At 68.9% G+C, this 24,119-nt stretch carries 23 protein-coding genes and 1 tRNA gene; 8 read left to right on the top strand and 16 right to left on the bottom strand.

Annotation, left to right across the window (positions count from 1 at the left end; genetic code table 11):
- Positions 1-444 (top strand): DMT family transporter, encoded by a 444-nt coding sequence (locus K8P63_RS08320; RefSeq protein WP_223799342.1) that lies wholly within the window; start codon positions 1-3, stop codon positions 442-444.
- 50 nt (positions 445-494) lie between these two features.
- Here K8P63_RS08320 and K8P63_RS08325 read toward each other — a convergent pair whose 3' ends face one another.
- The 6 genes from K8P63_RS08325 to K8P63_RS08350 form a co-directional block, all read right to left on the bottom strand.
- Complete coding sequence (locus K8P63_RS08325) at positions 495-698, bottom strand: hypothetical protein (protein ID WP_223799343.1); 204 nt, start codon at positions 696-698, stop codon at positions 495-497.
- A 161-nt stretch (positions 699-859) separates the two neighbouring features.
- Entirely contained in the window at positions 860-1,171 is a 312-nt protein-coding gene (locus K8P63_RS08330) for a hypothetical protein (RefSeq protein WP_223799344.1), read from the bottom strand.
- A gap of 314 nt (positions 1,172-1,485) precedes the next feature.
- Positions 1,486-1,562, bottom strand: a tRNA-Pro gene (locus K8P63_RS08335).
- A 36-nt stretch (positions 1,563-1,598) separates the two neighbouring features.
- Positions 1,599-5,201, bottom strand: a complete 3,603-nt coding sequence (locus K8P63_RS08340) for an error-prone DNA polymerase (RefSeq protein WP_223799345.1) — start codon at positions 5,199-5,201, stop codon at positions 1,599-1,601.
- Complete coding sequence (locus tag K8P63_RS08345; RefSeq protein WP_223799781.1) at positions 5,198-6,724, bottom strand: Y-family DNA polymerase; 1,527 nt, start codon at positions 6,722-6,724, stop codon at positions 5,198-5,200. Before K8P63_RS08345 ends, K8P63_RS08340 begins: the two co-directional genes overlap by 4 nt.
- Positions 6,651-7,400 carry an ImuA family protein gene (locus tag K8P63_RS08350; RefSeq protein WP_223799346.1) on the bottom strand — a complete coding sequence of 250 codons (750 nt, stop codon included), beginning with the start codon at positions 7,398-7,400 and terminating at the stop codon, positions 6,651-6,653. Before K8P63_RS08350 ends, K8P63_RS08345 begins: the two co-directional genes overlap by 74 nt.
- 132 nt (positions 7,401-7,532) lie before the next feature.
- Here K8P63_RS08350 and K8P63_RS08355 point away from each other — a divergent pair, with 132 nt between their 5' ends.
- Positions 7,533-8,606 carry a glycosyltransferase gene (locus tag K8P63_RS08355; RefSeq protein WP_223799347.1) on the top strand — a complete coding sequence of 358 codons (1,074 nt, stop codon included), beginning with the start codon at positions 7,533-7,535 and terminating at the stop codon, positions 8,604-8,606.
- Positions 8,603-9,655, top strand: coding sequence for a glycosyltransferase family 4 protein (locus tag K8P63_RS08360; protein ID WP_223799348.1), 1,053 nt, complete (start codon positions 8,603-8,605; stop codon positions 9,653-9,655). Before K8P63_RS08355 ends, K8P63_RS08360 begins: the two co-directional genes overlap by 4 nt.
- Before the next feature lie 7 nt (positions 9,656-9,662).
- Here the strand turns inward: K8P63_RS08360 and K8P63_RS08365 are convergent, their stop codons facing one another.
- From K8P63_RS08365 to mtgA, 3 genes are all read right to left on the bottom strand, one after another.
- A complete protein-coding gene (locus K8P63_RS08365) occupies positions 9,663-11,450 on the bottom strand; it encodes an EAL domain-containing protein (protein WP_223799349.1) in 1,788 nt (595 codons plus the stop codon).
- A gap of 142 nt (positions 11,451-11,592) precedes the next feature.
- Complete coding sequence (locus tag K8P63_RS08370; protein WP_223799350.1) at positions 11,593-12,420, bottom strand: arylamine N-acetyltransferase family protein; 828 nt, start codon at positions 12,418-12,420, stop codon at positions 11,593-11,595.
- 4 nt (positions 12,421-12,424) lie between these two features.
- Positions 12,425-13,144, bottom strand: a complete 720-nt coding sequence (gene mtgA / locus K8P63_RS08375; RefSeq protein WP_223799351.1) for a monofunctional biosynthetic peptidoglycan transglycosylase — start codon at positions 13,142-13,144, stop codon at positions 12,425-12,427.
- Between the two features lie 85 nt (positions 13,145-13,229).
- Here mtgA and K8P63_RS08380 point away from each other — a divergent pair, with 85 nt between their 5' ends.
- Positions 13,230-14,048 carry a transporter gene (locus K8P63_RS08380; protein WP_223799352.1) on the top strand — a complete coding sequence of 273 codons (819 nt, stop codon included), beginning with the start codon at positions 13,230-13,232 and terminating at the stop codon, positions 14,046-14,048.
- A 135-nt stretch (positions 14,049-14,183) separates the two neighbouring features.
- On the opposite strand, the gene rpoH is transcribed toward K8P63_RS08380, so the two are convergent.
- Complete coding sequence (gene rpoH, locus K8P63_RS08385) at positions 14,184-15,095, bottom strand: RNA polymerase sigma factor RpoH (RefSeq protein ID WP_223799353.1); 912 nt, start codon at positions 15,093-15,095, stop codon at positions 14,184-14,186.
- Between the two features lie 73 nt (positions 15,096-15,168).
- Positions 15,169-16,122, bottom strand: coding sequence for an RluA family pseudouridine synthase (locus K8P63_RS08390; RefSeq protein ID WP_398288696.1), 954 nt, complete (start codon positions 16,120-16,122; stop codon positions 15,169-15,171).
- 48 nt (positions 16,123-16,170) lie between these two features.
- Here K8P63_RS08390 and K8P63_RS08395 point away from each other — a divergent pair, with 48 nt between their 5' ends.
- The 3 genes from K8P63_RS08395 (at position 16,171) to K8P63_RS08405 (ending at position 17,733) form a co-directional block, all read left to right on the top strand.
- On the top strand, positions 16,171-16,638 hold the full coding sequence (locus tag K8P63_RS08395) for a hypothetical protein (protein ID WP_223799354.1): 468 nt from the start codon (positions 16,171-16,173) through the stop codon (positions 16,636-16,638).
- Positions 16,639-16,643: 5 nt separating this feature from the next.
- Positions 16,644-17,021 (top strand): M67 family metallopeptidase, encoded by a 378-nt coding sequence (locus K8P63_RS08400; RefSeq protein WP_398288699.1) that lies wholly within the window; start codon positions 16,644-16,646, stop codon positions 17,019-17,021.
- A 70-nt stretch (positions 17,022-17,091) separates the two neighbouring features.
- Positions 17,092-17,733, top strand: a complete 642-nt coding sequence (locus K8P63_RS08405) for a histidine phosphotransferase family protein (RefSeq protein WP_223799356.1) — start codon at positions 17,092-17,094, stop codon at positions 17,731-17,733.
- A gap of 83 nt (positions 17,734-17,816) precedes the next feature.
- Here K8P63_RS08405 and K8P63_RS08410 read toward each other — a convergent pair whose 3' ends face one another.
- The 5 genes from K8P63_RS08410 to K8P63_RS08430 all read right to left on the bottom strand — a co-directional run bounded on the left by K8P63_RS08410 (position 17,817) and on the right by K8P63_RS08430 (position 22,381).
- A complete protein-coding gene (locus tag K8P63_RS08410) occupies positions 17,817-18,026 on the bottom strand; it encodes a hypothetical protein (RefSeq protein WP_223799357.1) in 210 nt (69 codons plus the stop codon).
- 45 nt (positions 18,027-18,071) lie between these two features.
- Positions 18,072-18,344 (bottom strand): hypothetical protein, encoded by a 273-nt coding sequence (locus K8P63_RS08415; protein ID WP_223799358.1) that lies wholly within the window; start codon positions 18,342-18,344, stop codon positions 18,072-18,074.
- A gap of 127 nt (positions 18,345-18,471) precedes the next feature.
- Entirely contained in the window at positions 18,472-19,731 is a 1,260-nt protein-coding gene (locus K8P63_RS08420; protein WP_223799359.1) for a S1 family peptidase, read from the bottom strand.
- 44 nt (positions 19,732-19,775) lie between these two features.
- Complete coding sequence (locus K8P63_RS08425; protein WP_223799360.1) at positions 19,776-21,287, bottom strand: UxaA family hydrolase; 1,512 nt, start codon at positions 21,285-21,287, stop codon at positions 19,776-19,778.
- A 53-nt stretch (positions 21,288-21,340) separates the two neighbouring features.
- On the bottom strand, positions 21,341-22,381 hold the full coding sequence (locus tag K8P63_RS08430) for a LacI family DNA-binding transcriptional regulator (protein WP_223799361.1): 1,041 nt from the start codon (positions 22,379-22,381) through the stop codon (positions 21,341-21,343).
- A 125-nt stretch (positions 22,382-22,506) separates the two neighbouring features.
- Here K8P63_RS08430 and K8P63_RS08435 point away from each other — a divergent pair, with 125 nt between their 5' ends.
- Positions 22,507-24,075: a rhamnogalacturonidase gene (locus tag K8P63_RS08435; protein WP_223799362.1), complete on the top strand. Its 1,569-nt coding sequence runs from the start codon at positions 22,507-22,509 to the stop codon at positions 24,073-24,075.
- Positions 24,076-24,119: the final 44 nt, after the last annotated feature.

The following is a 24,119-nucleotide window of genomic DNA, read 5'->3' on the forward strand; positions in this document are numbered from 1 at the left end:
GTGCAGGCGATCTTCGTGCTGTTCGCGGTCGCCGCGGGCGTCTTCAGCGCGCTTCAGTCGGGCAGCAATAACGTCCTGCAGAAAGGGCTGGCGGCGCCGTGGTGGACGATCCTGATCGTCTCCGCAACGACGGCCGCGGTGTCGCTCGTCGCCGCGCTTGCCTCGGGCGAGCGGCTGCCTTCGGACGGGGCTGTCGCCAGCGTGCCGTGGTACGGCTGGATCGGCGGCGTGTTCGGGCTGGCCTTCGTACTGGGCACGGTCTTCGCTTCGCCCAAGCTGGGGGCGGGCGTGTTCGTGGCGCTGGTGGTCACCGCCTCGACCGTGGCGTCGCTCGCGCTCGATCATTTCGGGCTGATGGGATTCGACGTCCACCGGGTCGGCTGGGGCCGTCTGGCTGGCGCGCTGTTGATGGCGGTGGGCGTGTCGCTGATCGCGCGCTTCTGATCGATGAATCAGCTGATCTCGGGGCCAGCCCGAAGGCTGGCCCCTGCGGATCAGCGGTGATGCCAGCCGCGGTGATCCATCGGACGATGGTGGAACCCGCGATTATAGCCATGACCATAGCCATGGCCGCGATAGCCACGATTATAGCCGTGATGGTAGTCGCCATGGTGATATGGCCGGGCGTCGGCCGCCGCGAAGCTCCCAACCGCGCCCACGCAGAGGCCCAGCGCGAGGATAGCTGCTCGAATTGTCATGAACGTCTCCATTGGCGCCGGATAGCGCTGTCTGGAGACGCTGCGGACTGGCATCCGGTTCCGCCGATCGGCTTACCCGATCATGAACGCATTTTCGTTCTGGCGTAGCGACGTTTCGCCCGATCTTCACCTCTGCGCAATAGCCGCGCAAGCGCGGTGGATCATGCCGCCACCGACTCAAGCAGAAGCTCTCGCATTCGGCCGCGTCCATCCTGCGTCAATTCGAGGTGGGGGTGGGGCCACGCTGACTCGACGATGATATATTGGGACTGAAGGATGTTCAGCCAATTCTCCAGCATCGACAAGCGGGAAAAGGTGATGTCCGCTATCTCATGCTTCGAAACGAGATAACCTTCCTCCGCTGCGATATACAATATCAACAATATATCCCAAGCATGTTCATCGAACATGCTTTGCATGAAGAACCTTTTACGAAGCGTCCTGGCAGACATGATCTGCTTGGCAAGCGTCACTGCCTCTTGATGCATTGCAATGACTTCCCGTTTGACTAAGGAAGAGCCTCATCAAATCCTTGATCTGGGTTAGGTTCCGTTGTTTGCACCCCCAGGCAATAACATAGATTAAGATTCTGATCGGCCGTTGGTTCCGACCGCGGATGCCGCAGGTTTATTCCTGCCGCCCACCGAATTGAGTTTCCGGACGGTGGCCGCCGACGTGGCCAAGGGGGCATGTCCGCCGCGATAAGAAGACGGGAGGTCGTGCCCTTGCCGCGAGGCGATGCCTGCAGCGGTCCCAATCGGGTGCCCCGAGCAGCCATGCTCGAAGATGGTCGGGGAGACAGGATTCGAACCTGCGGCCCCCTGGTCCCAAACCAGGTGCGCTACCAGACTGCGCCACTCCCCGACGCAGCATGGCGCGTAGCGGCGAGGCGCGCGCGCATCAATGGAAATCCCTGCTGGCCGGCAGGATGCGGACGTCGCGGGGGTGGCGGGCGTGGTTGCCGGGGTGGCGCGGCGGCTGGGGATGCTCGAACACGTCGGCGCGCGACAAGGTGAGGCGGGCGGGGTGATCCTCGGACAGGCGGGCGAGTTCGGCGGTGCGATCGAACACGTGCGCGCCCATCAGGTGGACGACGCCTTCCTCGCTCTTCTGGACGATGCCGTGCACCTCCATCAGCCGTGCTGCCATCACCGCGCGGCGATATTTCTCGAAGTCGCGCGCCCATAACAGGATGTTGGCGACGCCGGTCTCGTCCTCCAGCGTGACGAAGATCGCCTTGCCCTCGCCCGGCCGCTGGCGGACCAGCACCACGCCGGCGACCTTCGCCCGTGCGCCGTCGCGCAGGTCGTGGAGGCCCTTGCAACTGCGCACGCGCTCGGCGGTGAAGAGCGGGCGCAGGAAGGTCATCGGGTGATCCTTCAGCGAGAGGCGCGTCACCTGATAATCGGCGGCGACATGCTCCGACAGCGGCATTGCGGGCAGATGCGGATCGGCTTCGTTGCCCAGCTCGCGGGCCTGCGCCGCGGCGAACAGCGGAAGCGCCTCGGCCGGCGTGCGGCGCGCCTCCCACAAGGCCTCGCGCCGGTCGAGCCCGAGCGCACGGAACGCATCGGCATCGGCCAGCAGCCGCAAGGCGCGCGACGGCAGCCGCGCGGCGCGGGCGAGCGCCTCGATCGAGGCGAAGCCGTCGGTGGCCGCCGACCGCGCCACCACCAGCGCCGTCGCCCATTCCTCGCGGAACCCGTCGATCTGGCGGAAGCCGAGGCGGACGGCGGGCTTGTCCTTTCCGGGGCGGTGGGGATTTCCAACCTCCAGCGCATTGTCCCAGCCGCTCGTCATCACGTCGATCTCGCGCACCTCCACATCATGGTCGCGCGCGTCGCGCACGATCTGCGCGGGCGCGTAGAAGCCCATCGGCTGCGAGTTGAGCAAAGCCGCGCAGAAGGCGGCGGGGTGGCGGCACTTGATGTAGGCCGAGGCATAGACAAGCAGCCCGAAGCTCTGCGCATGGCTTTCGGGGAAACCGTAGCTGCCGAAGCCCTTGATCTGCCCGAAGCAGCGGCGTGCGAACTCCTCGGTGTAGCCGCGCCTGGTCATGCCGCCGACCATCTTCTCCTCGAACTCGGGCATGGTGCCGACGTTGCGGAAGGTCGCCATGGCGCGACGCAGCTGGTTCGCCTCCGACGGGGAGAAGCCGGCGGCGACGATCGCCAGCTTCATCGCCTGCTCCTGGAACAGGGGTACGCCGAGCGTCTTGCCGAGCAGGCCGTACAGTTCGTCGGGCGGATGCGGTGGAGCGGGCGAGGGATAGTCGACCTGCTCGGTGCCGTTGCGTCGGCGCAGATAGGGGTGGACCATGTTGCCCTGGATCGGCCCCGGCCGCACGATCGCGACCTGGACGACGAGGTCGTAAAACTCTTTCGGCTTGAGGCGCGGCAGCATGTTCATCTGCGCCCGACTTTCCACCTGGAACACCCCGATGCTGTCGCCCTTCTGGAGCATCTTATAGACGTCGGGCTGCTCGGGCGGCAGCGAGGCGAGCGTATAATTTGGCCCCTCATGCGCGCGGATCAGGTCGAACGCCTTGCTGAGGCAGGTGAGCATGCCGAGCGCCAGCACGTCGACCTTCATCAGACCGAGCGCGTCGATATCGTCCTTGTCCCACTCGATGAAGGTGCGGTCCGCCATCGCGGCGTGGTGGATCGGCACCGTCTCGTCGAGGCGATGCTCGGTCAGCACGAAGCCGCCGACATGCTGCGACAGGTGGCGCGGGAAGGGCGCTGCGAGCAAGTGACCGACAAAATGAGCCAGCCGCTCGATCTCCGGATTGTCGAGGCTGAAGCCGGTCTCGCGGAAGCGCTCCTCTTCCATCTTGTTGGAGAAGCTGCCCCATACGGTCGAGACGAGGCGGCCGGTCACATCCTCGGTCAGGCCCAGCGCCTTGCCGACCTCGCGCACCGCCGAGCGCGAGCGATAGTGGATCACCGTCGCGACGATGCCGGCGCGGTGGCGGCCGTAGCGGCCATAGACATATTGCATCACCTCCTCTCGCCGCTCATGCTCGAAATCGACGTCGATGTCGGGCGGCTCGCTGCGTTCCTCCGACAGGAAGCGCGAGAAGAGCAGGTTGTTCGCCGCCGGATCGACCGAGGTGACGCCGAGCAAATAGCAGACCATCGAATTGGCGGCCGATCCGCGCCCCTGGCACAGGATCGGCGGATCCTGCGCGCGGGCGAAGTTGACCAGATCGTGGACGGTTAGGAAGTAATAGGCATAGTTGCACCGCCGGATCAGGCGGAACTCCTCGCGCAGCATGATCCGCACCTGGCGGGTGGTGCCGTCGGGCCATTTGAGGCGCGCGGCGGTGATCGTCAGATGCTGCAGCCAGCGCATCGGCCGCCAGCCCTCGGGCACCGGCTCGTGCGGATATTCGTAGCGAAGCTCGCCGAGATCGAAGCGGATGCGCGCGAACAGCCGCATCGCCTCGGCGAGCGCCTGCGGATGATCGCGGAACAGGGTCGCCATCGCCTGCGGGGATTTGAGGTGGCGTTCGGCATTGGCGTCCAGCCGGCGGCCGGCCGACTGTATCGTCACGCCCAGCCGGATGCAGGTGAGCACGTCCTGCAGCGGCCGATCCTCGGGCGCGGCGTAGAGCGCGTCGTTGAGCGCGAGCAGAGGTACGCCAGCTTGGGCCGCGATCCGGGCGAGGCGGGCGAGGCGGCGCCGGTCGGGCCCGCGCTCGGGCATCGCCGCGCCGAGCCATACGCGATCGGCTGCGGCGGTGCGGAGCGTGCGGAGGAGCGAAGGAAGGTCTTGCTTCGTCCCCTCCGTCATCCCGGCGGAGGCCGGGATCCAGGGCTCCACGCGCGACGTCGGCGGCGGGACTGGACCCCGGCCTTCGCCGGGGTGACGGGAGGGGAAAGGGATGATCGTCGCGCCTTCCGGCTCGCCTTCCTCCTCGCCCTCGTCGTTCGCTTCGAGCGGAGGTCGGGCCGGTCGCGACCGCAGCCGTGACGGCTCGAGCCGAACGGGGGGAGGCGGAGCATCCTCCGGCAGCAACGTCCGTTTGCCCGCCACCCGCGCCACGCCCTCGCCGTCGCGGCGTGTGCTTTCCGGCAGCACGATCAGCAGCAGGCCGTCGAGGTGGGCGAGCAGATCGGGCAGGCCCAGCACGCAGCCGCCCTTGTCGCTGCGCAGATTGCCCGCGGACAGCAAGCGGGTAAGCCAGCCCCAGCCGGCGCGATCCTCGGGATAAGCGATGATGTCGGGCGTGCCGTCGGCGAACACCAGCCGCGCGCCGGTGACGAGGCGGAAATCGGGTGGCGGCTCCTTCAGCGTCTCGTGCACGCCCGCGCGCGCGCGCTTGAGCGCATCCCATGCGCGCACCACGCCGGCGACGGTGTTGCGGTCGCAGATGCCGAGCCCGGCATGGCCCAGCGCGAGCGCGCGGCCGAGCAGGTCGCTGCCGTGGCTCGCGCCGTGGAGGAAGGAGAAATTGGTCGCGCAGGCGAGCTCGACATAAGGCGCGGCAGCCTCGCTCATGCGAACAGGCCGTGCAGATACCAGGCGGGCGTGGTCAGCTCGCGTTCGTGCAGGCCGTGGCGGAACAGCCAGAAGCGGTGGCCGGCGGCATCCTCCACCCGATAATAATCGCGGGTGAGGCCGCCGCGATCGCGCCGCCGCCACCATTCGGCGGCGATCCGCTCAGGCCCCTCCCATCGCGCGACGTCGTGCTGGCGCCCGGCCCAGGCGAAGCGGCGCGGTGGCCCCTCCGGCAGCGCATAGAGCACGTCGACCGGCTGCGGCGGATCGAGCAGGGTGAGCGGACGGAGCGGCGGCTCGTCGGGCTCGGGAGTTTCCCACACGACCGGCGCGGAGGGTGACGCGGCGACGCTCGCGCATTCGGGGATGTGGGTGTCGGCAGGTGCGGCGCGGTGGATGCGGCGCGTGCCGAGCCGCGCCGCCAGCCGATCGACCAGGGCATCGAGCGCCTCGGCCTCGCGTGCCGGTGCCAGATGATCCTCCTGCCGCGCCGCCAGCGGCTCGGTGGCGACCACGTCGAGCCGCACGCAATCGAAGCCAAAGCCGGGGTCGATCGGGTCGGCCAGCGCATCGAGCCGCTCGCGGAACAGGCGCATCACCGCCGGACCGTCGCGCGTCGGGCGGCCGGTGCCCACCTCCAGCCCGGCGACATGGCCGTCGCTGCGGAACAGGCGCGCGGCGAAGCGGCGGCCGCCCTGGTGGCGTTCGAGCAACATCGTCACCGTCTCGCCCAGCAATTCCTCGAGGCAGGCGAGCGCGTCGTCGACGCGGCCGATCGGCTCGGCGAAGCGGCGCAGCGCGAAGATCGGGGCGGGCAGGCGCTCGGGGCTGATGCGGCGATCCTCCTCGCCCAGCACGCGGATCAGCCGCAGCGCGAGATCGCCGAAGCGCGCCGCCAGCATCGCGCGCGGGCGTTCGGCGAGATGGCCGATCGTCTTGAGGCCGGCGCGGCGCAGCGCCACCGTCACGTCGGGCAGCGCCTCCAGCGCCTCGACCGGCAGGGCGCGAAGTTGAGGAAGTTGAGGGTGAAGCGGACCTATTTCGCCGGGCGGGCCGAAGCGGGCGAGCGCGCGCGCCTGCTCGGGCGTGGTGCCAAGCGCGAGCCGGGCGGTGACGCCGCCATCGGCAAGGCGGCGCGCGCACTCCGCCAGCAGAGCGGGTGCACCGTCAAAGGCGTGGGTGCAGCCGGTAATGTCGAGGATCGCACCGTCGGGCGCCTCGGCGGCCGCCATCGGCGTGTAGCGCGTGCAGCCCCGCACGATCCGTGCAAGCAGCCGCGCCTCGCCGGCATGGTCGCGGTCGCGCGCCACCAGATCGGGCATGCGCGCGCGGGCGTCGGCCAGCGTCAGGCCGGGGGCGAGGCCGGCGCGTGCGGCGACGTGCGATATGGCGGTGAGGCGCATCGCATTGCCGGTTTTCTCGACGAAGACGAGCAGGTGCGTTGATGCCTCACCCGCCAGCCGCGCGACGTCTTCCGCCAGCATCGGCAGGTGCAGCGCCAGATAGAGGCGCGAAGCGGCCATCGTCACGCTGCCACTCCAGCCGCGTCGCGGCGACCGGTGCGCCGCCGCGCTGGCGCGTGCATTCGACCATGAAAGCCGGCGCACCCGGCGCATCCGCCTCCAGCAACGGCGAGGGCGCAGCCGCGACGCACCAGCGGGTCGCAGCGGCCGACGGGCAGTGCGGATCGGACTGGCGCACCAGCAAGGCGGTCACGCCCGATCGCTCGGCGAACAAGGTCAGCCGGCGCGTGGCGGTGAGGTCGATCGCAGGCGAGGCCACGCCCGGCGCGATCACCGCCGTGCCCGCGGCGGGCGAGCGCACCACGTCCGCCGCCGCGCGCAGCAGGCTCGCCTCGTCGGGCGCGGTCACGAACAGCAGGCGCGCCGGATCGGCCCCCAGTTCGGCGAGGCCCGGCGGGTAGAGCCGGCCGCAGCGCGGCGCCCGATCCTGCGTCAGCCAGACGATATTGCCGCCACGCCCGCCCGCGCGCAGCGCCAGCAGCAGGGCGAAGCCGATCGCGCTCGGGCCGTCCTCGGGCCGCGCCGGCCAGAATTCGTGCAGCCGCCCGCGCGGTAATCCACCGCCCAGCGCCGTGTCGAGGCCGGCATGGCCCAGCGCGAAGCGCGTGGGCTCGGTCACCTGGTCGAACCCGGCGAAACGCTGGCGAAGCGGGGAGGAGGAGGGCGACTCGGTCATTCATGTTCACTCTATGTTCCATAGTCTCAACGCCAGCGATGCGAGTCAAGGTTCCTCAGTGACTTGGCGGCGGTGCTTGGCTACCGGCGGGATATGGCCCCCGGCGAATTCCTTCCCTCGATCGGGATCGTGATGCACGACTTCGCGCTGGGGGGGACCGAGCGGATCGCGGTGCGGCTCGCCTCGCGCTGGGCGATGGAAGGTGCGGCGGTCACCATCCTGTGCGGGAGTGGCGAGGGCGAGATGCGCGCGCTGCTCGATCCGGCGGTGCAGGTTGTGGCCGCGCCGCAGCCGATCGCGCGCGGCCGGGGATCGCGCCTGCGCCTTGCCCGCGCCGCGGCGGCGCATTTCGGCCGCGAGCCGGTCGACGCCGTCTTCCTTCCCGGCAATTTTCATTGGCCGGTGGCGCCCGCGCTGGCAGCACTGCCGCGCGCGCACCGCCCCGCAATCGTCGCGCAGGTGAGCGCGGCGCTCGCCAAGCCGCAGCGCCGGGCGCTGCGTCAGTTCCTGTTCGGACGGCGGATGAGGCTGTTGCTGAAAGGAGCGGATGCCATCGTCGCTCTCTCGGACGCCGCCACCGCGCAGGCCGAACGGATGGTCGGCCGCCCGATCGTGGCGACCATCCCGCTGCCCGCGCTGGAGGATCATATGCCAGCGCCGCTGCCGGTGCCCGATGGGCCGCCGATCATTCTCGCTGCGGGACGGCTGGTGCCGGAAAAGGGCTTCGACCTGCTGATCGTCGCCTTCGCGCGGCTCGATCGCGGCGATGCCGAGCTGGTGATCGTCGGCGAGGGGCCGGATCGCGCCCGGCTGGAGCGGCTGATTGCGCAGCATGGCCTGACCGCGCGCGTGCGGATGCCGGGCTATGTCGCCGATACGCGCGACTGGCTGGATCGGGCGCGGCTGTTCGTGCTGCCATCGCGTTTCGAGGGCTATCCGGCGGTGCTGATCGAGGCGCTCGCCGCCGGTCGCCCCGCGATCGTCACCAATTGCACGCCGGCGTCCGAGCTGATCGACGATCCCGTGGCTGGGCGGATCGTGCCGATCGACGATGCACCGGCAATGACGGCGGCGATGGCGGCGATGCTCGTGCTGCCGCCGTCCGATCCGGTGCAGCTGGCGATCCGGGTGGAGCGACACCGCATCGGCCCGGTCGCGTGGCATTATCTGGCGCTGTTCACCGGATTGGCGGCAAGCCGGCGGTGAGGATCGCCTACATCATCAATTCGGTGGAGGGCGGTGGCGCCGCGCTGCCGGTGCCGGCATTGTGCGGGGTGCTGCGCGCGCAGGGCGCTGAGGTGGTTGTTCTCGCGCTTACCCGACGCGATGGACGCGCGCTGCGGTCGATGCAGGCAGCCGGGCTGGAGGTGCGCGTGCGCGATGGCGGCAGGCGCGATCATCTTGCCGCCTTGCGCTGGCTGGATCGTGAAGTGCGCGCGATCGGCGCCACCCATTTGTGGACCTCGCTCAGCCGCGCGACCCTGCTCGGCCAGATTGTCGGCCAGCGGCAGCAACTGCCGGTGGCCAGCTGGCAGCATGCGGCGTGGCTGAAACCCGCCAATCTGCGGCTGCTGAAATTGCGCTGGCGTGCCTCCGCCATATGGGTGGCGGATTCGGATGCGGTGTGGCGCTATGCGCGCGATATCATGGGCGTGGACGAAGCGCGGCTGATGCTGTGGCCGATCTTTCGTGCCGATGCGGCTGCACCGCAGGCCGCACCGTGGCGGCCGGGCGAGCCGATGCGCATCGGCTCGCTCGGCCGGCTGCATCGCGTGAAGGGCTATGACGTGCTGGCGGATGCGCTGGCCACCGGGATCGACGCCCGCGTGACGATCGGCGGCGACGGCGATGCCGGGGCGGAACTGGGCGATCGATCGGGCGGGCGGCTGGATTTCGCCGGTTTCGTCGGCGATCCCCGCGCCTTTCTCGCCGGGCTGAATCTCTATCTCCAGCCGTCGCGCTCGGAGGGCTTTTGTCTCGCCGCGCACGAGGCGATGCAGGCCGGGCTGCCGGTGATCGCGAGCGCGGTCGGGGAGATCGCCCGGTCGGTGTTGCCGGGCGAGACCGGCTGGCTGGTGCCGCCCGGCGACGCGATCGCGCTCGCCGCCGCGCTGCGCGCTGCGCTGGCGCAGCCCGAACGTCTCGCCGCCATGGGCGCCGCGGGCCGCGCACGGCTGCTCAGCCGGTTCGGACCCGAGCGGTTCGTGGCGGCCGGGGCGGCGATCGTCGCGCGACTGCGCGAGACACGCGGCTGATCCGGGCTCAGCCCACTCGCCGCAGCGGTTGAACCACCACCGCCGGGGGCAGCGGCTCGAACGCGGCAAGATAGTCGATCGTCTTTGCCAGCGGCATCGGCGGGGCGAAGCGAAATCCCTGCACCGCCTGGCAGCCGAGGCGGGCGAGCGCCCACGCCTGCGCCTCCTCCTCCACGCCTTCGACGATGATGCGGATGCCGAGCGCACCCGCGATCCGGGCGACGCCGTCGATGATGGCGAAGCCGCGCGGCCCGTCGCCGACGAAGCTGCGATCGATCTTGATCGTGTCGACCGACATCGACAGCAAATGGCTGAGCGACGCGAAGCCGGTGCCGAAATCGTCGAGCGCGGCCGAAATGCCGTTGCGACGCAGCTCCGCAAGCTCGGCCGTCACCACATCGTTGTGTCGGCCGAGCGACACCAGTTCGGTGACCTCGATCGCCAGCGCGCTGCGCGGCATGCCGACCGCATCGAGCGCGTCGAGGATCGATCGGGCGATGCCGGGGCGGCGGAAGTCGAACGGCGACAAGTTGATCGCCACCGGCCTGATCGTCAGCCCGGCATCGCGCATGCCGCGCAGGTCGTCGCAGATCTTGGCCAGCATGAGCCGGGTGATGTCGACCGCGACATGCGCATCGGTCAGCGCGTCCTGCAGCGTGTCGCCGGCGACGATGACGCCCTCGCTGGTGCGGATGCGGCAGAGTGCCTCCAGCCCGATCGGCGTGCGCGTGGCGAGATCGACGATCGGCTGGTAATAAGGCGCGATGGCATCGTTGGCGATCGCCGCGCGGACGGTGCGCACCGCCGCCAGTCGCCGTGCGATGCGCGTGCCGAGGCGCGGCGTGTGGCAGACGAACCCGCCCTTGCCGGTGCTCTTCGCATGGTAGAGCGCAAGATCGGCGTGTCTGCGGACGATCTCATGCGCGGTGTCGCTGCCCGGAACCACGATGGCCGCGCCGATCGAGATTGACGGCGTCAGCATCTGCCCGGCGCAGTCGGCAGGATGGTCGATCGTGGCGAGCAGCGTCTTGCTGAGCCGTTCGACCTCCGCCTCGGGTTCGGCGCTCTCGATCAATACGGGCAGCTCGTCGCCGCCGATGCGAAAGGCACGCGGCCGGGTGACGATGTCGGCCACGCGATGCGCCACCGTGGTGATCATTCCGTCGCCCGCGCGATGGCCGAACATGTCGTTGACCGTCTTGAGATCGTCGACGTCGATCAGCATCAGCGCCCAGCCGTCCGCGCGCGGGCTGGCGATCGTCTCCTCGAAGGCGGCGCGGTTGCCGAGCCCGGTCAGCGCATCGCGATAGACCAGGGCGTGGTGGGCGGCGACGCTGCGCGCGCGATCGATCGCGATCATGCACAAGTGCAGGCAGGCATCGACCACGCTCCGCTCCAGCAGGGTAGGCCCGCGCGGCTCGCGATAATAGAAAGCGAAGCAGCCGATCGACACGCCGTGATTGTCGACGATCGGGCTCGACCAGCAGGCACGCAGCCCCAGCGGCAGCACCAGTTCGCGAAAGCCGTCCCACAGCGGATCGGTGGCGATGTCGGTGACGACCACCGGATGGCGCGTCCAGGCGGCGGTGCCGCACGAGCCGGCGCAGGGGCCGACCGGCACGCCGTTGATCGCCTCCGCGTAAAATGGCGGCATGGCCGGCGCGGCGAGCGGCCTGATCTTGTCGTCCTCGATCATCACGACGGTGCAGCGCACGTCGTCGAGCAGACGCTCGACCTGACGGCACAGCAGATCGAGGGTATCGGTCAGCGGTTCGCCGGTGGCGATCTTTTCCAATACTTGATTCTGCAACTCGATAAGCACGGCGAGCTCCCGTCCGACCTGAACAACGGTCTTGGACGGTTAAACGCTCCGTGACGACGTCGGGCAAGTCCACCCGCCGATCAATCAAGTCCGGTTTGGGATATGGGCCGTCGTCTCAGGCCAAGTCGAACAGCCCCAGCGCCGCGACCTCTTCGACCGAAAGGTCGATGCCGAACATCATGCTGAGGCGCATGCGGTAGACGCGCGGATCGGTGATCTCGCCCTCGCTGCCCGTCTCGCCATTGCGGCGACGGTAAAGGCGGTCGGTGAGGGTGGCGAAGCCGTTCGGCAGCACGATGCTGACGATGACGCGCTGGACGAAGCGGCTGTCGGGCGCGGTCGAGACCCAAAAGTTCGAGAGTACGGCGTCGGTCGGATAAGCGGGCGCGAGATCGAAGCTGTACTGGCGCTGCCACCCCGAGCCGGTGGCGCGGCCGTCGGTGGTGGCCGGATCGCCCACTCGCTCGAGCATCCAGCCATAGACCGGGTCGCGGCCGAGGCGGAAACGCGCGCCGTCGGGCGCGTCGGCTTCCTCGCCGTCGACCAGCGGCATCGGTGGCGAATAGCTGCCGCCAAAGCCGGGATCGGCGATCCAATCCTGCCCGTCGATCGTGACGAGCGCGAGCGTGTGGGTGAGCGGCGGCGTATGCTCCAGCCCCAGCCAGACGCGTGCCATCAGCGGCCGCGCCGCGAAGCCGAACGCATCCAGCGCGTCGAGGAACAGGCGATTATGCTCGAAGCAATAGCCGCCACGCCGCGCGGTGACGAGCTTGGCGAACACCGCGTCGCTGTCGAGCGCGATCGGCCGGCCGAGCCGCACGTCGAGATTCTCGAACGGGATGGCAAGACGGTGCGCGCGCTGGAGGATGGCGAGCCCTTCGGCATTCTGCAGCGGCATCTCGGCCAGGCGGATGCGTTCCAGATAGGCGGCAAGCGAAAACATCAGGCTACCTCAGGCAGGAATAGAAACCCGCGCGCTGCATCTTCGGGATGCGCGCGGCGATATTGTCGCCATAGCGGCGGACGAAGCCGTGCGGATCGATCGCGTCGCGCTTCTTGGGCAAGGGCAGGATCGCGGCGATGCGCGATGCCTCTCCGGGCGACAGGCGGCTGGCATCATGCCCGAAATAGCGCATCGCGCCGGCATTCGCGCCATAGGTGCCGATGCCGGTCTCGGCGACGTTCAGATAGACCTCCATGATGCGCTGCTTGCCCCACAGTGCCTCGATCAGGACGGTGAACCACGCCTCCAGCGCCTTTCGGACGTAGGAGCGGCCCTGCCACAGGAAGACGTTCTTGGCGGTCTGCTGGCTGACCGTCGATCCGCCGCGATAGCGTCGGCCCGCCTCGTTGCCGGCCATCGCCTTCTCGATCGCGGTGAAGTCGAAGCCGTGATGACGGCAGAAATTGCCGTCCTCGGCGGCGATGGCGGCGCGCGGCATGTCCGGATCGATCGTGCCGAGCGACATCCAATTCTTGTGGATGCTGTGGCCGCCGAGCAGATCGCCCGCCATCGTCAGCGTGAAGGGCGGCGGCACGAAGCGGTAGACGCCGACCATCAGCAGCGAGAGCAGTACGAACGCCACGATCGCGCGCATAACCCAGCGGACAAGGCCGCCGAGGCGTGAGCGCGAGGGGGCAGAGCGACGCTGGGGAGTGCGGGCCATCGCCGCGCCTTAACCGAAGCCGCAGCGGACTGGAACGGCGCAATCCGACCGTCGTTGCAGCAACATAATGAAAAGGGATGCGGCGATGCGGTTCGTTCTGGGGCTTCTCGTCTGCGCTGCCGCCGCTGCCCCGGTGTGGGCGCAGGATGCGCAGCAGCCGAAGCTGCGCGACCTCTGTTCGGATCGGCCGGGGCTCGACACGCCGGCCTGCACGGTCGATCCTGGCCATCTGCAGGTCGAAGTGGGGCTGGGCGACTGGACGCTCGACAAGCAGCCCGACCAGCGCACCGACACGATCGACGCCGGGCAGATCGCGCTGCGCTATGGCGTCGGCGCCACCACCGAGGTGCGTCTCGGCTGGACCGCCTACGGCAATGTCCGCCAGCGCGACCGCCTGACGGGCGAGATCGATCGCACGTCAGGCATCGGCGACGTGACGTTGGGACTGAAGCAGAATCTGCGCCACCCGGCGGAAAAGAGCGGCGGCCTCGCGGTCGCCTTGCTGCCATTCGTCACCGTGCCGGTGGGGCATCGTCAGGTCGGTGCGGGCGACTGGGGCGGCGGCCTGATCGTGCCGACCAGCTACAAATTGAACGACACCGTCTCGCTGGAGCTGTCGCCCGAGGTGGATGCGGCGGTGAACCAGAGCGGCGACGGCCGCCATTTATCCTATGGCAGCGCGATGGGCGTGCAGGTCCATCTCAGCAAGACGATCCGCCTGACGCCCGAGCTGCAGTTCGTCCGCGACCGCGATCCGGCGCAGCGCGCGACGATGAGCCGCGCCGCTTTGTCGCTGGATGTCCAGCCGCAGAAGCTGACCCAGCTCGACGTGCAGGCGGTGGCGGGTCTGAACCACAACACGCCCGCCGTGGAGCTGAGCTTCGGAGTGAGCCGGAAGTTTTAACGGGGTCATAGTCCGCCCCCATCGTCATGCCGGACTTGATCCGGCATCCCGCTCGTTCTTCATCGGTGAAGGCAGCAGGGCCCCGGATCAAGTCCGGGGCGACGAAGGTGGTTTTGGGCGGGACGATCGACCCGCTTACGCCATTGCGGGCAGAAGCCTCTTCTCGCCAGCGATGCGCATCATCGCCTTCTGCAGTTTGTCGAAGGCGCGCACTTCGATCTGGCGCACGCGCTCGCGGCTGACGCCGTAGACCTGCGACAATTCTTCCAGCGTCTTGGGGTCGTCCGCCAGCCGGCGCTCGGCGAGGATGTGCTTCTCGCGCTCGTTGAGCGCGCCCATCGCCTCGGTCAGCATGTCGTGGCGGACGTCCTTCTCCTGCGTCTCGGCCAGGCGCTCGTCCTGCAGCGGATCGGTATCGACCAGCCAATCCTGCCACTGGCCCTCGCCATCCTCGCGCATCGAGACGTTGAGCGACGTATCGCCCCCCATCGCCATGCGGCGGTTCATGGAGGTCACTTCCTCCTCGGTCACGCCGAGATCGGTGGCGATCTTGGTGAGTGCCTCGGGCTTGAGATCGCCTTCCTCGAATGCGTCGATCTGGCTCTTCATCCGGCGCAGGTTGAAGAACAGCTTCTTCTGCGCGGCGGTGGTGCCCATCTTCACGAGGCTCCACGAACGCAGGATATATTCCTGGATCGCGGCGCGGATCCACCACATCGCATAGGTGGCGAGACGGAAGCCACGATCGGGCTCGAACTTCTTCACGCCCTGCATCAGGCCGATATTGCCTTCCGAGATCAGCTCGGACGCGGGCAGGCCGTAGCCGCGATACCCCATCGCGATTTTCGCGACGAGTCGCAGGTGGCTGGTGACGAGCTTCGCCGCCGCTTCCGGATCCTGATGTTCCTGGAAACGCTTCGCCAGCATATATTCCTCCTCCGGCGTGAGGAGGGGAAACTTCCGGATTTCCGACAGATAGCGGTTGAGGCTGGCCTCGCCGCCAAGCGCCGGAATCGTAGCGGGCGTGTTCTTGCCACTGCTGACCATTGCTGCTGCTTTCTCCCTGGACCCGTGCGGTCCGCGACGGAGCGGTTCCTGCCGACTCCGCGTCAATGAATGGTTATATCAAAAGTTCACTGAACAGCGCCTGCATGTCAGGCGGAATGTTGCTTTCGAACGCCAAAGCCTGGCTTGTGATCGGATGGACGAAGCCCAGCCGCGCGGCGTGAAGCGCCTGTCGCTCGAACCCCAGCCGCGCCAGGACTTCACGATGCTCGCGCGGCGGCTTGCCATAGACCGGATCGCCGAGGAGCGGATGGCCGATCGAGCCCATGTGGACGCGCACCTGATGCGTGCGCCCGGTCTCCAGCCGGCATTCGACCAAGGCGGCGCCCGCCAGCGGCTGCAGCGTGGCGAAGTGCGTCACCGCATGCTTGCCCTGATTGGGGCCGACCAGCGCCATCTTCTTGCGGTTGGTCGGGCTGCGGCCGAGATTGCCCTCGATCCGTCCGCTCGCGGGGAGCGGCCGCCCGGCGACGATCGCGCGATAGCGCCGGTCGATCGAATGGTTCGCGAACTGCGCGGCAAGGCCGACATGCGCGCGATCGGTCTTGGCGGCGATCATCAGCCCCGACGTATCCTTGTCGATGCGGTGGACGATGCCCGGCCGCTCGACCCCGCCAATGCCCGACAGGCTCCCCCGGCAATGATGAAGCAATGCGTTGACCAAAGTCCCGTCGAGATTGCCGCAGGCGGGGTGCACCACCAGCCCGGCGGGCTTGTCGATCACGATCAGATGCTCGTCCTCGAACGCCACCTCGAGAGGAATGTCCTGCGCGGCATTGCCGGCCGCGGTCGGTGCGGGCACGGCGACCTCGACCGGGCCGGGCTGCGCGATCTTCGTCGCCGGATCGCGCACCATCCGGCCGCCCACCGTCACCGCGCCTGCCGAAATAAGCGATTTGAGCCGTTCGCGCGACAGGGTAGGAATAACCGTCGCGAGCGCGCGATCGAGGCGCCAGCCGGCCATGTCCGGCGTCACCTCGGCATATTTGACCTGTACCCCCGCGTCCACTGGACGCGATATGGTGCCGCGAGCGGCGAAATCAAGGGAGCGCGGGCGATGCTTCGAGCGGTCGTAACGGCGATGACGATGCTGATCGCGGCGGGTTCTGCCGATGCCCAGCCGTCCGTCCCGCCAGGTACGATCCTTTACGGCAAGGATGCCGTGATCGATCCCAGCTGGCGCTGGTTCCAGGCGGAGCCGGCGATCACCGAGCGCAACGGCTGGGTCACCCTTGTCGGCGGCGGCGAGGTGACGATGGCGGGCGGCCGCTTCCACGCATTACTGCACCTTGATCCGGAAGAGGCGGGCGCCGAGATCGCGCTCGACGGGCGCATCGCTGGCGACCGCGTCGTCGCGCAGGAGATATTGCTCAACACCGATGCCGGCCCGGTGATGGTCCACGGCACGATCAAGCGCACGCCCCGCGGCGACGGCTGGATGATCGAGACGATCGTCTTCCGTGGCGGGCAGAGCGGCGACGCCTCGTTCCTCGGCCTCGTGCGCCGGGTGCGTGTCGCGCGGTGACGGTCGTGATCGCAGCCGACCTGCTCGACGCGATACTGGCGCATGCTGCCGCCGATCCGACGCGCGAGGTATGCGGCCTGCTGCTTGGTTCCGCCGGGCAGATCGAGGAGGCGCGCGCCACCGCCAACGTCGCCGCCGATCCGTCCTGCTGGTTCGAGGTCGATCCGTCCGCGCTGATCGCCGCATTGCGCGCCGAGCGGCGGGGTGGTCCGTGCCTGATCGGCCATTATCATTCGCACCCCAATGGGCGCCCCGAACCCTCGCCGCGCGATGCGGCGGCAGCCGAGCCGGGCCGGCTGTGGCTGATCGTCGGTGGGGGCGTCGCGCGGCTGTGGTGCGCCGGAGCGGACGGCTTCCGTGAGGGGCCGTTGACGGTCGGTTAACCATCTCGTTGCACCTAGGCCCGCGACGGGCCAAAAGCCCTCGCTTCGGCGCTCCACAGGATCAACGACAATGACCGATACCGTGCTCGATTTTGCCAGCCTGCTCTGTTCGCGGCTCTGCCACGATCTGCTGAGTCCGGTCGGGGCGATGAGCAACGGGCTCGAGCTGCTGGTCGACGAGGACGATCCCAACATGCGCGCCCGCTGCATGGAGCTGCTGCAGGACAGCGCGCGCGCGGCGGCCGACCGGCTGAAATTCTTCCGCCTCGCCTTCGGCGCTGCCGGCGGCTTCGGCGACGAGGTCGCGACCGCCGAGGTCAGGGACGTGCTGGCGGGGCTGGTGCGCGGCAATGCGCGCGTCGAGCTCGGCTGGATGGTCGAGCAGCCGATGATCGGCAAGTCCGCCGCCAAGGTACTGCTCAACCTCGCGATGGTGGCGTTCGATGCGCTGGTGCGCGGCGGCCGGCTGGATATCGGGGCCGAGGCGGGCGAGGTGGTGGTGCGCGCCGAAGGGCCACGGCTGGTGCTCGACGCCGAGATTCGCGGCGTGCTGTCGGGTGCGGGCGATCCGCAGACGATCAGTTCGCGCACGTCAGCGGCGTGGCTGGTGATGAAGCTGGCGCGCGACGCCGGTGGCCAGATCACGCTGTCGGACGACGAGGCCGGCGTCCTGCTGCTCGGCGCCACGATGCCGGAGCACGTGGCAGGCTGAGCCCGGTGCGATGATCGGCTCCGATCGCTGGCGCGCGATCGGGGCCATCACTAATCCGGTTTCAGGATGCCCTGAACGAGCCCTTAGGCGCCCGTCGGACGCGCCTGCAACGTCCTCATGTCGTGCCGCTCGGCCTGCGTAAGCAACACCGCATGAGGAAAGCCGCTCGCTGCCAGCTTCAGGCCATAGGCCTTCGCAAAGGCGCGATGCGCCGCCCGTGCGCTGCGTGACGTCGATGCTTCGGCCATGTGGAGCGTATGTTGCTCGCGCCCGAGAATGTAGTTCAGGTCCATGTCGCGCTCCTCGATGGTCGCCGCCTCAGCCGCACGAAGCCGCCTTCATTGGCTGAGAGCCACTGCAAAGCCGCGATCCGGGTTTTCGCTCGGAGCCTCGATATGCTGCCCTTCCAAACGCGGCACGACATCCGAAACATCGCTCGCGTCGAGGCGTGACTTTTCGCGCCGCTCGCGGCCCTTGGCGGCGATCGCTTCCCTGTTCCAGGCGGCGGCAGCCCGTTCGGCAGCCTCACGAACGTTGGCCAACGTCGTATTCGCGGCACGTTCGCGCTGCGCGGTTTCCTGCGCGCGACACAGAGCAGATGGAAGATGCATCCCGTTTCCTTCAGCAAGCCTGGCGAGAGCATGACGAGTCTCTCAGCCGCACCGTCGCCGGGAAAGGATGCGATAAGGCCTATATGGGGGCGCGGCGCAATAATACCATCGACGCGGCGCCCGAGCTTCACATCGATTTGCCGGATATCGGCGTCACGTCCGCCGCACCCGTGCCGTAGAGCAAGGTCCAGCCCGGCGGCAGATAGTCGGTCGACATGTAATAATAGAGTGCGCACGTGCCGTGTTCGGTGCTGTCGCCCTTGACCAATCCGAACGCGACCGTGCCGAAGAAGACCGGGCCGCCGCTGTCGCCGCCCTTGCACTTGGGCCCATCGACCGCGACCCATGTGGCGGGGCAGGGGCCTGCGCAGAGATCGCCCGGCGGCGCATATTCGGGGAAGCGTACCAGCGCGCAGCTATAGCCGGTGCGCTCGCCGCGATGGCACACGACGTCGCCGCTGCGCGTGCTCGCACGATTGCGCCAGCTCGTCAGCATCCGGGCGCGATCGTCCGCATCGGCGCGGAACAGCGGGGCGAGCGCGATGCCCGCGGAATGAATCTGCACGTCCTGATAGCGCGCGCCCCACGCGCCGAGCATAGTCAGCGGCGTCTGCGTGCCGTCGCGATCGACGAAGCTCAGCGTATCGGGGCAATGGGCGGCGGTGGCGAGCGCGGTCTGCGTGCCGTCGGTGACGACGAAGCCCGCGGTGCAGACGAAGCGGCGCGCTTCTTCGGCATCGTGGCCGACGACGCGGCCGCCGCCCTCGACCGACAGATCGGCATCGACGTCGCCCCACGTCTTCACCTCGACCGGCACGCCGGCGATCGCCTGCAGGCGCGCGGCGGTCACAGCCTCGTCGCCATCGCCGTCGAGGTCGCCCGGCCGCGTCAGCACGATCAGCGCGCCGGTGCGCGGATCGAGCCCCATGCCCGGCGGGTTCGGCATCGCCGCGCGGATATCGGCCTGGTGTCGCTCGATCGCGTCGAGCACCGCCGCGCGCGTGGCGAGCGCGCCGGTGCGAAGAAGGACCGGTGTGCCGAACGGCGCGGTCGCGATCTGGACGTCGTCGGCGGGCGCGCCGGTGACGACGATCAGGATGCGATAATCCGGGCGATGTTCGATGACGATGCCGGCAAGCCGATCGCGATAGGCGTCTGCGAGCCGGTCGGTCAGCGCCACGCTCGCCTGCTGCGCCTCCAGCCGACGGAGCGCCTCGTCGGGCGCCACGCCGAAGGTGCGGGCATATTCGGCGGCGTCGGCTTCCAGCGCTTCGGCAGCGGTTTCGATTCTAGTGGGCGCCTGCTGCGCCCGGACCGCAGTGGTCGGCACGAGGAGCAGCGCGAGGAGCAACAGGGCGTGCCGTGCCAGATGGATCGGGGTGGTCATCGTGGAGCCGAACGCGTGGAACGCCGCCGGTTGCCCGCCGAGCGCTACAGCGTAACGCCGCGCTTCCAGATCGCGATCTCGCGCTCCTCGTTGACCTCGTTGCGCGCGGGCTCGCCCGAGGCGATCTCGCAGATCCGGTCGAGCAAGGCCGCGGTGGTGGCGTCGAGCCCGTCGTCGAGCACGCTGCCGGCATCGAAATCGATCCAGCCGGGCTTGCGCTCGGCCAGCGCATGGTTGGTGGCGAGCTTCATCGTCGGCACCGGGCTTCCGAGCGGCGTGCCGCGCCCGGTCGAGAACAGGGTCAGCGTCGCGCCGGCGGCGGCGAGCGCGGTGATCGAGACGGCGTCGTTGCCCGGCGCCTCCAGCACCGTGAGACCCGTGCGACGCAGCCGCTCGCCATAGAGCAATACGTCGGCGACCGCCGCATGGCCGCCCTTCTGCACCGCGCCGAGCGACTTCTCCTCCAGCGTGGTGATGCCGCCGGCGACGTTGCCGGGGCTGGGATTTTCCGAGATCGGCTCGCCATGATCGAGGAAATAGCGCTTGAAGCCGTTGACGAGCGCCACCAGCCGATCGAACACCGCCTCGTCGGTCGCGCGCGCCATCAGCAGCCGCTCGGCGCCGAACATTTCGGGGATCTCGGTCAGCAAAGCCGCGCCGCCTGCATCGACGACCGCATCCGCCGCGCGCCCGATCAGCGGATTGGCGGTGATCCCGCTCAGCCCGTCCGATCCGCCGCATTTCAGGCCGAGACGCAGCGCGCCGAGCCCGACCTGTTCGCGTCGGTCGGCGGCGGCGATCTCCGCCAGCGCATCCAGCGCGCGCGCGGCCTCTTCGTCCTCGTCGAGGCTCATCTGCGCGCCGAGCGTGCGGACGCGGTCGCGGCGCTCGGGCGGCAGGCGTTCGAGCAGCGGCGCGAGCTGGTTCTCCTCACAGCCGAGCCCGAGCAGCAGCACGCCGCCGGCATTGGGATGGCAGGCGAGCGAGGCGAGGATCGCGGCGGTCTTGTCGAGATCGTCCCCCAGCTGCGAGCAGCCGAACGGGTGCGCCAGTGCGAGCACGCCGTCGACGCTGCCGCCCAGCCGCCGCGCGGCATCGGCGGCGACGCGCTGGGCGGTGCGCGCGACGCAGCCCACGGTCGGGATGACCCACAATTGGTTGCGCGTGCCGACCGTCCCGTCGGCACGGCGATAGCCGGCGAAGCCACGCGCGCCGGCGGCGAGCGACGGCGCGGCGACAGCGGCCGGGGTGTAGCGATAGGGTTCCTCGCCGCTGAGCTTGGTCGCGAGATTGTGGCTGTGGACGTGATCGCCCGGCGCGATTGCGGCGGTGGCGCGCCCGATCGGCCAGCCATAGCGGCGCACGTCGTCGCCGGCGGCGACCGGCACCAGCGCGATCTTGTGCCCGCGCGGGATATCGACCGCAGCGACAACGCTCTGGCCGCCGGCCTTCAGCGTCTCGCCGGCTGTGATCGCGCGCAGCGTCACGGCGACGTGATCGCCCGGCGCGACCTGCACCAATGCGGGGATCCGCTCGATAAGCTCTGTCGACTCCATGCGCGCAGCTATCATCGTTGCCAGCGCTGGCACAAGCCGGGCCTGGTCCGTGCTCAGGCGGGCGGAGGTGCGGTCGACTGACGCTCGACCAGCGCCAGCGGCACGTCGAGATCGGGCAGGCGCGACGCCTCGCCCTCGGCCAGCGCGATCACGCGGCGGGCGGCCTCGCGCGCGATATCGCGCAACGGGCGGCGGATCGTGGTGAGCGAGGGCGAGAGCATCGACGCCAGATCGACGTCGTCGAAGCCGGTGACCGACAGCGCGCCGGGCACGTCGATGCCGCGTTCGCGTGCCACCTTCAGCACCGCTGCCGCCATGATGTCGTTGCTGGCGAAGATCGCGGTCGGCCGGTTTGGCAGCGCGAGCAGATGCTCGGCTGCAACCAGTCCGGAATCGAAGCCGTAGTCGCCCTCGACCACATAACCGCGCGGCAAAGCGATGCCGGCGCGATCGAGCGCGGTGCGGAAACCCTGCTCGCGCTCGGTCGCCGAATGGAAGCGAAGCGGGCCGGTGATCATCGCGATGCGGCGATGGCCGAGCGCGATCAGGTGATCCGCCACCGTCGTCGCGGCGATGCGCTCGCCGCCGACGAGCATCGCCGGATAGCCGGGGATACGGACCGAGGCGAGGCCGACCGCCGGCACGCCCAGCCGGCCGAGCAGATGCGGCACCTCCGGCAGCTCGGACACCGGCGAGAGCAGGACCAGCCCGTCGACGTGCGTGCGTCGCACGAAATCCTCGAGATTGTCCGACAGGCGCGGGTCGGCGACCGAGACCGGATGGACGAGCAATTCATAGCCGGCCTCCGAGCAGATCTCGACGATGCCGTGCTGCAGGCGGCCGATGACATGATCGTTCTGGTCGCCCTGCACCACGCCGAGCAGGAACGAACGCCGCGCCGCGAGCCCGCGCGCGCGCATGCTGGGGCGGAAGCCGAGGTCGGCGATCGCACGCTCGATCGTGGCGCGCGTCGTCTCGCCCACCTTGGGCGATTTGTTGAGGACGCGGCTGACGGTGCGCACCGACACGTCGGCGACGCGCGCCACGTCGGCGATGGTTGCGGCGCGGGCCAGATCGGGGCTGTGGTTCCTCACCCGATCCTTGTCGCGGCGTTCCGCAACCGGCGCAAGGGCCGTTTGTGCCAGCGATGGCATAGGCCGCATATTCGGCTTTACAGCATGACCGCCTTCTGGTCCTGAAGCGAAAAGGGAGAGGCTGGATGGCGGTCGGGCGGCGCGCGGTGATTGCGGGTGGGTTGGGCCTGCTGGCGGAGCGCGCGCTGGGTGCGCCGATGCCTGCAGGAGCGGCGCCCGGTTGGTTCGACGTCCGCCATTATGGTGCGACCGGCGACGGTACGACGATCGACACGCTGGCGATCAACCGCGCGATCGAGGCGGCGGCCGCGGCGGGCGGCGGCACCGTCCTGTTCCCGCCCGGAACCTATGCCTGCTACACCATCCGCCTGAAGAGCCGGGTCGAACTGCATCTCGACGTCGCGGCGACGATTCTTGCCGCGCCGGCGCCCACGGGTGGCGGCGCAGGCTATGATCTGGCCGAGCCGCAAGATCCGGCGATCGCGCCGTTCCAGGATTTCGGCCACAATCACTGGCGCAACAGCCTGATCTGGGGCGAGGGGCTGCACGACATCGCCATCACCGGCGCGGGCCTGATCTGGGGCAAGGGGCTGGGGCGCGGCGACGGACGCGACGGCTATCTGTCCGATCCGATCGGGCCCGGCACCGCGAACAAGGCGATCGCGCTCAAGAATTGCCACAACGTGCTGCTGCGCGATCTGAAGATGCTGGCGTGCGGCTGGTTCGCGGTGCTGGCGACCGGGGTCGACAATCTCACGATCGACAATCTGCTGGTGGATACCACGCGCGACGGCATGGATATCGATTGCTGCCGCAACGTGCGCATCACCAACTGCACAATCAATTCGCCATGGGACGACGGCATCTGCCCCAAGAGCAGCTATGCGCTCGGCTATCCGCGCACGACCGAGAATGTCACGATCGCCAATTGCTTCGTCACCGGCAATTACGAGCTGGGTTCGGTGCTCGACGGCAGCTGGCGCAAGATGCCGCCCAGCTTCGCGCCGACCGTGCACGGGCGGATCAAGTTCGGCACCGAATCCAATGGCGGCTTTCGCAACATCACGATCACCAATTGCGTGTTCGATGACAGCCAGGGCCTCGCGCTGGAAAGCGTCGACGGCGCGCTGTGCGAGGACGTGACGGTGTCGAACATCACGATGCGCGGCAGCTTCAGCTCGCCTCTGTTCCTGCGGCTTGGGCGGCGGATGCGCGGGCCGGTGGGGCGGCCGATCGGGACGATGCGGCGCATCCTCATCAGCAACGTCACCAGCTCGGGCGCGGGGCTGCTGCCGTCGATCATCGCCGGCGTGCCAGGCCATCCGATAGAGGACGTGCAGATCAGCGACTGCTATTTTCATCAGCGCGGCGGCGCGCCTGCCGCGATGGCGCGGGCCGTGCCGCCGCCGGCGGAACTCGCTTATCCGGAGCCGACGATGTTCGGCGATCTGCCCGCCACCGGGCTGTTCGTGCGCGACGCGCGCAACGTCGTTGTCAGCAATGTCGAGGTGGCGGTCGCCGCGCCCGATCCGCGCCCGGCCTTCCGGCTGGAGAGCGTCGACGGTGCCGATTTTTTCCGGGTGCGCGCGCCGTCGGGTCCGGTGTTCGCGCTGGATCGGGTGCGCGACTTCCGCAGCACGGGCGGCGCGATGCCGGACCGGCGGATCAATGGCTTGGTATCGCGTATCTTCTAAGAAAAAAAACGGCGCGGCCCCGGCAAAAAGCCGCGCCAGGTGGG

Source organism: Sphingomonas nostoxanthinifaciens, from assembly GCF_019930585.1.
GTDB lineage: Bacteria > Pseudomonadota > Alphaproteobacteria > Sphingomonadales > Sphingomonadaceae > Sphingomonas_I > Sphingomonas_I nostoxanthinifaciens.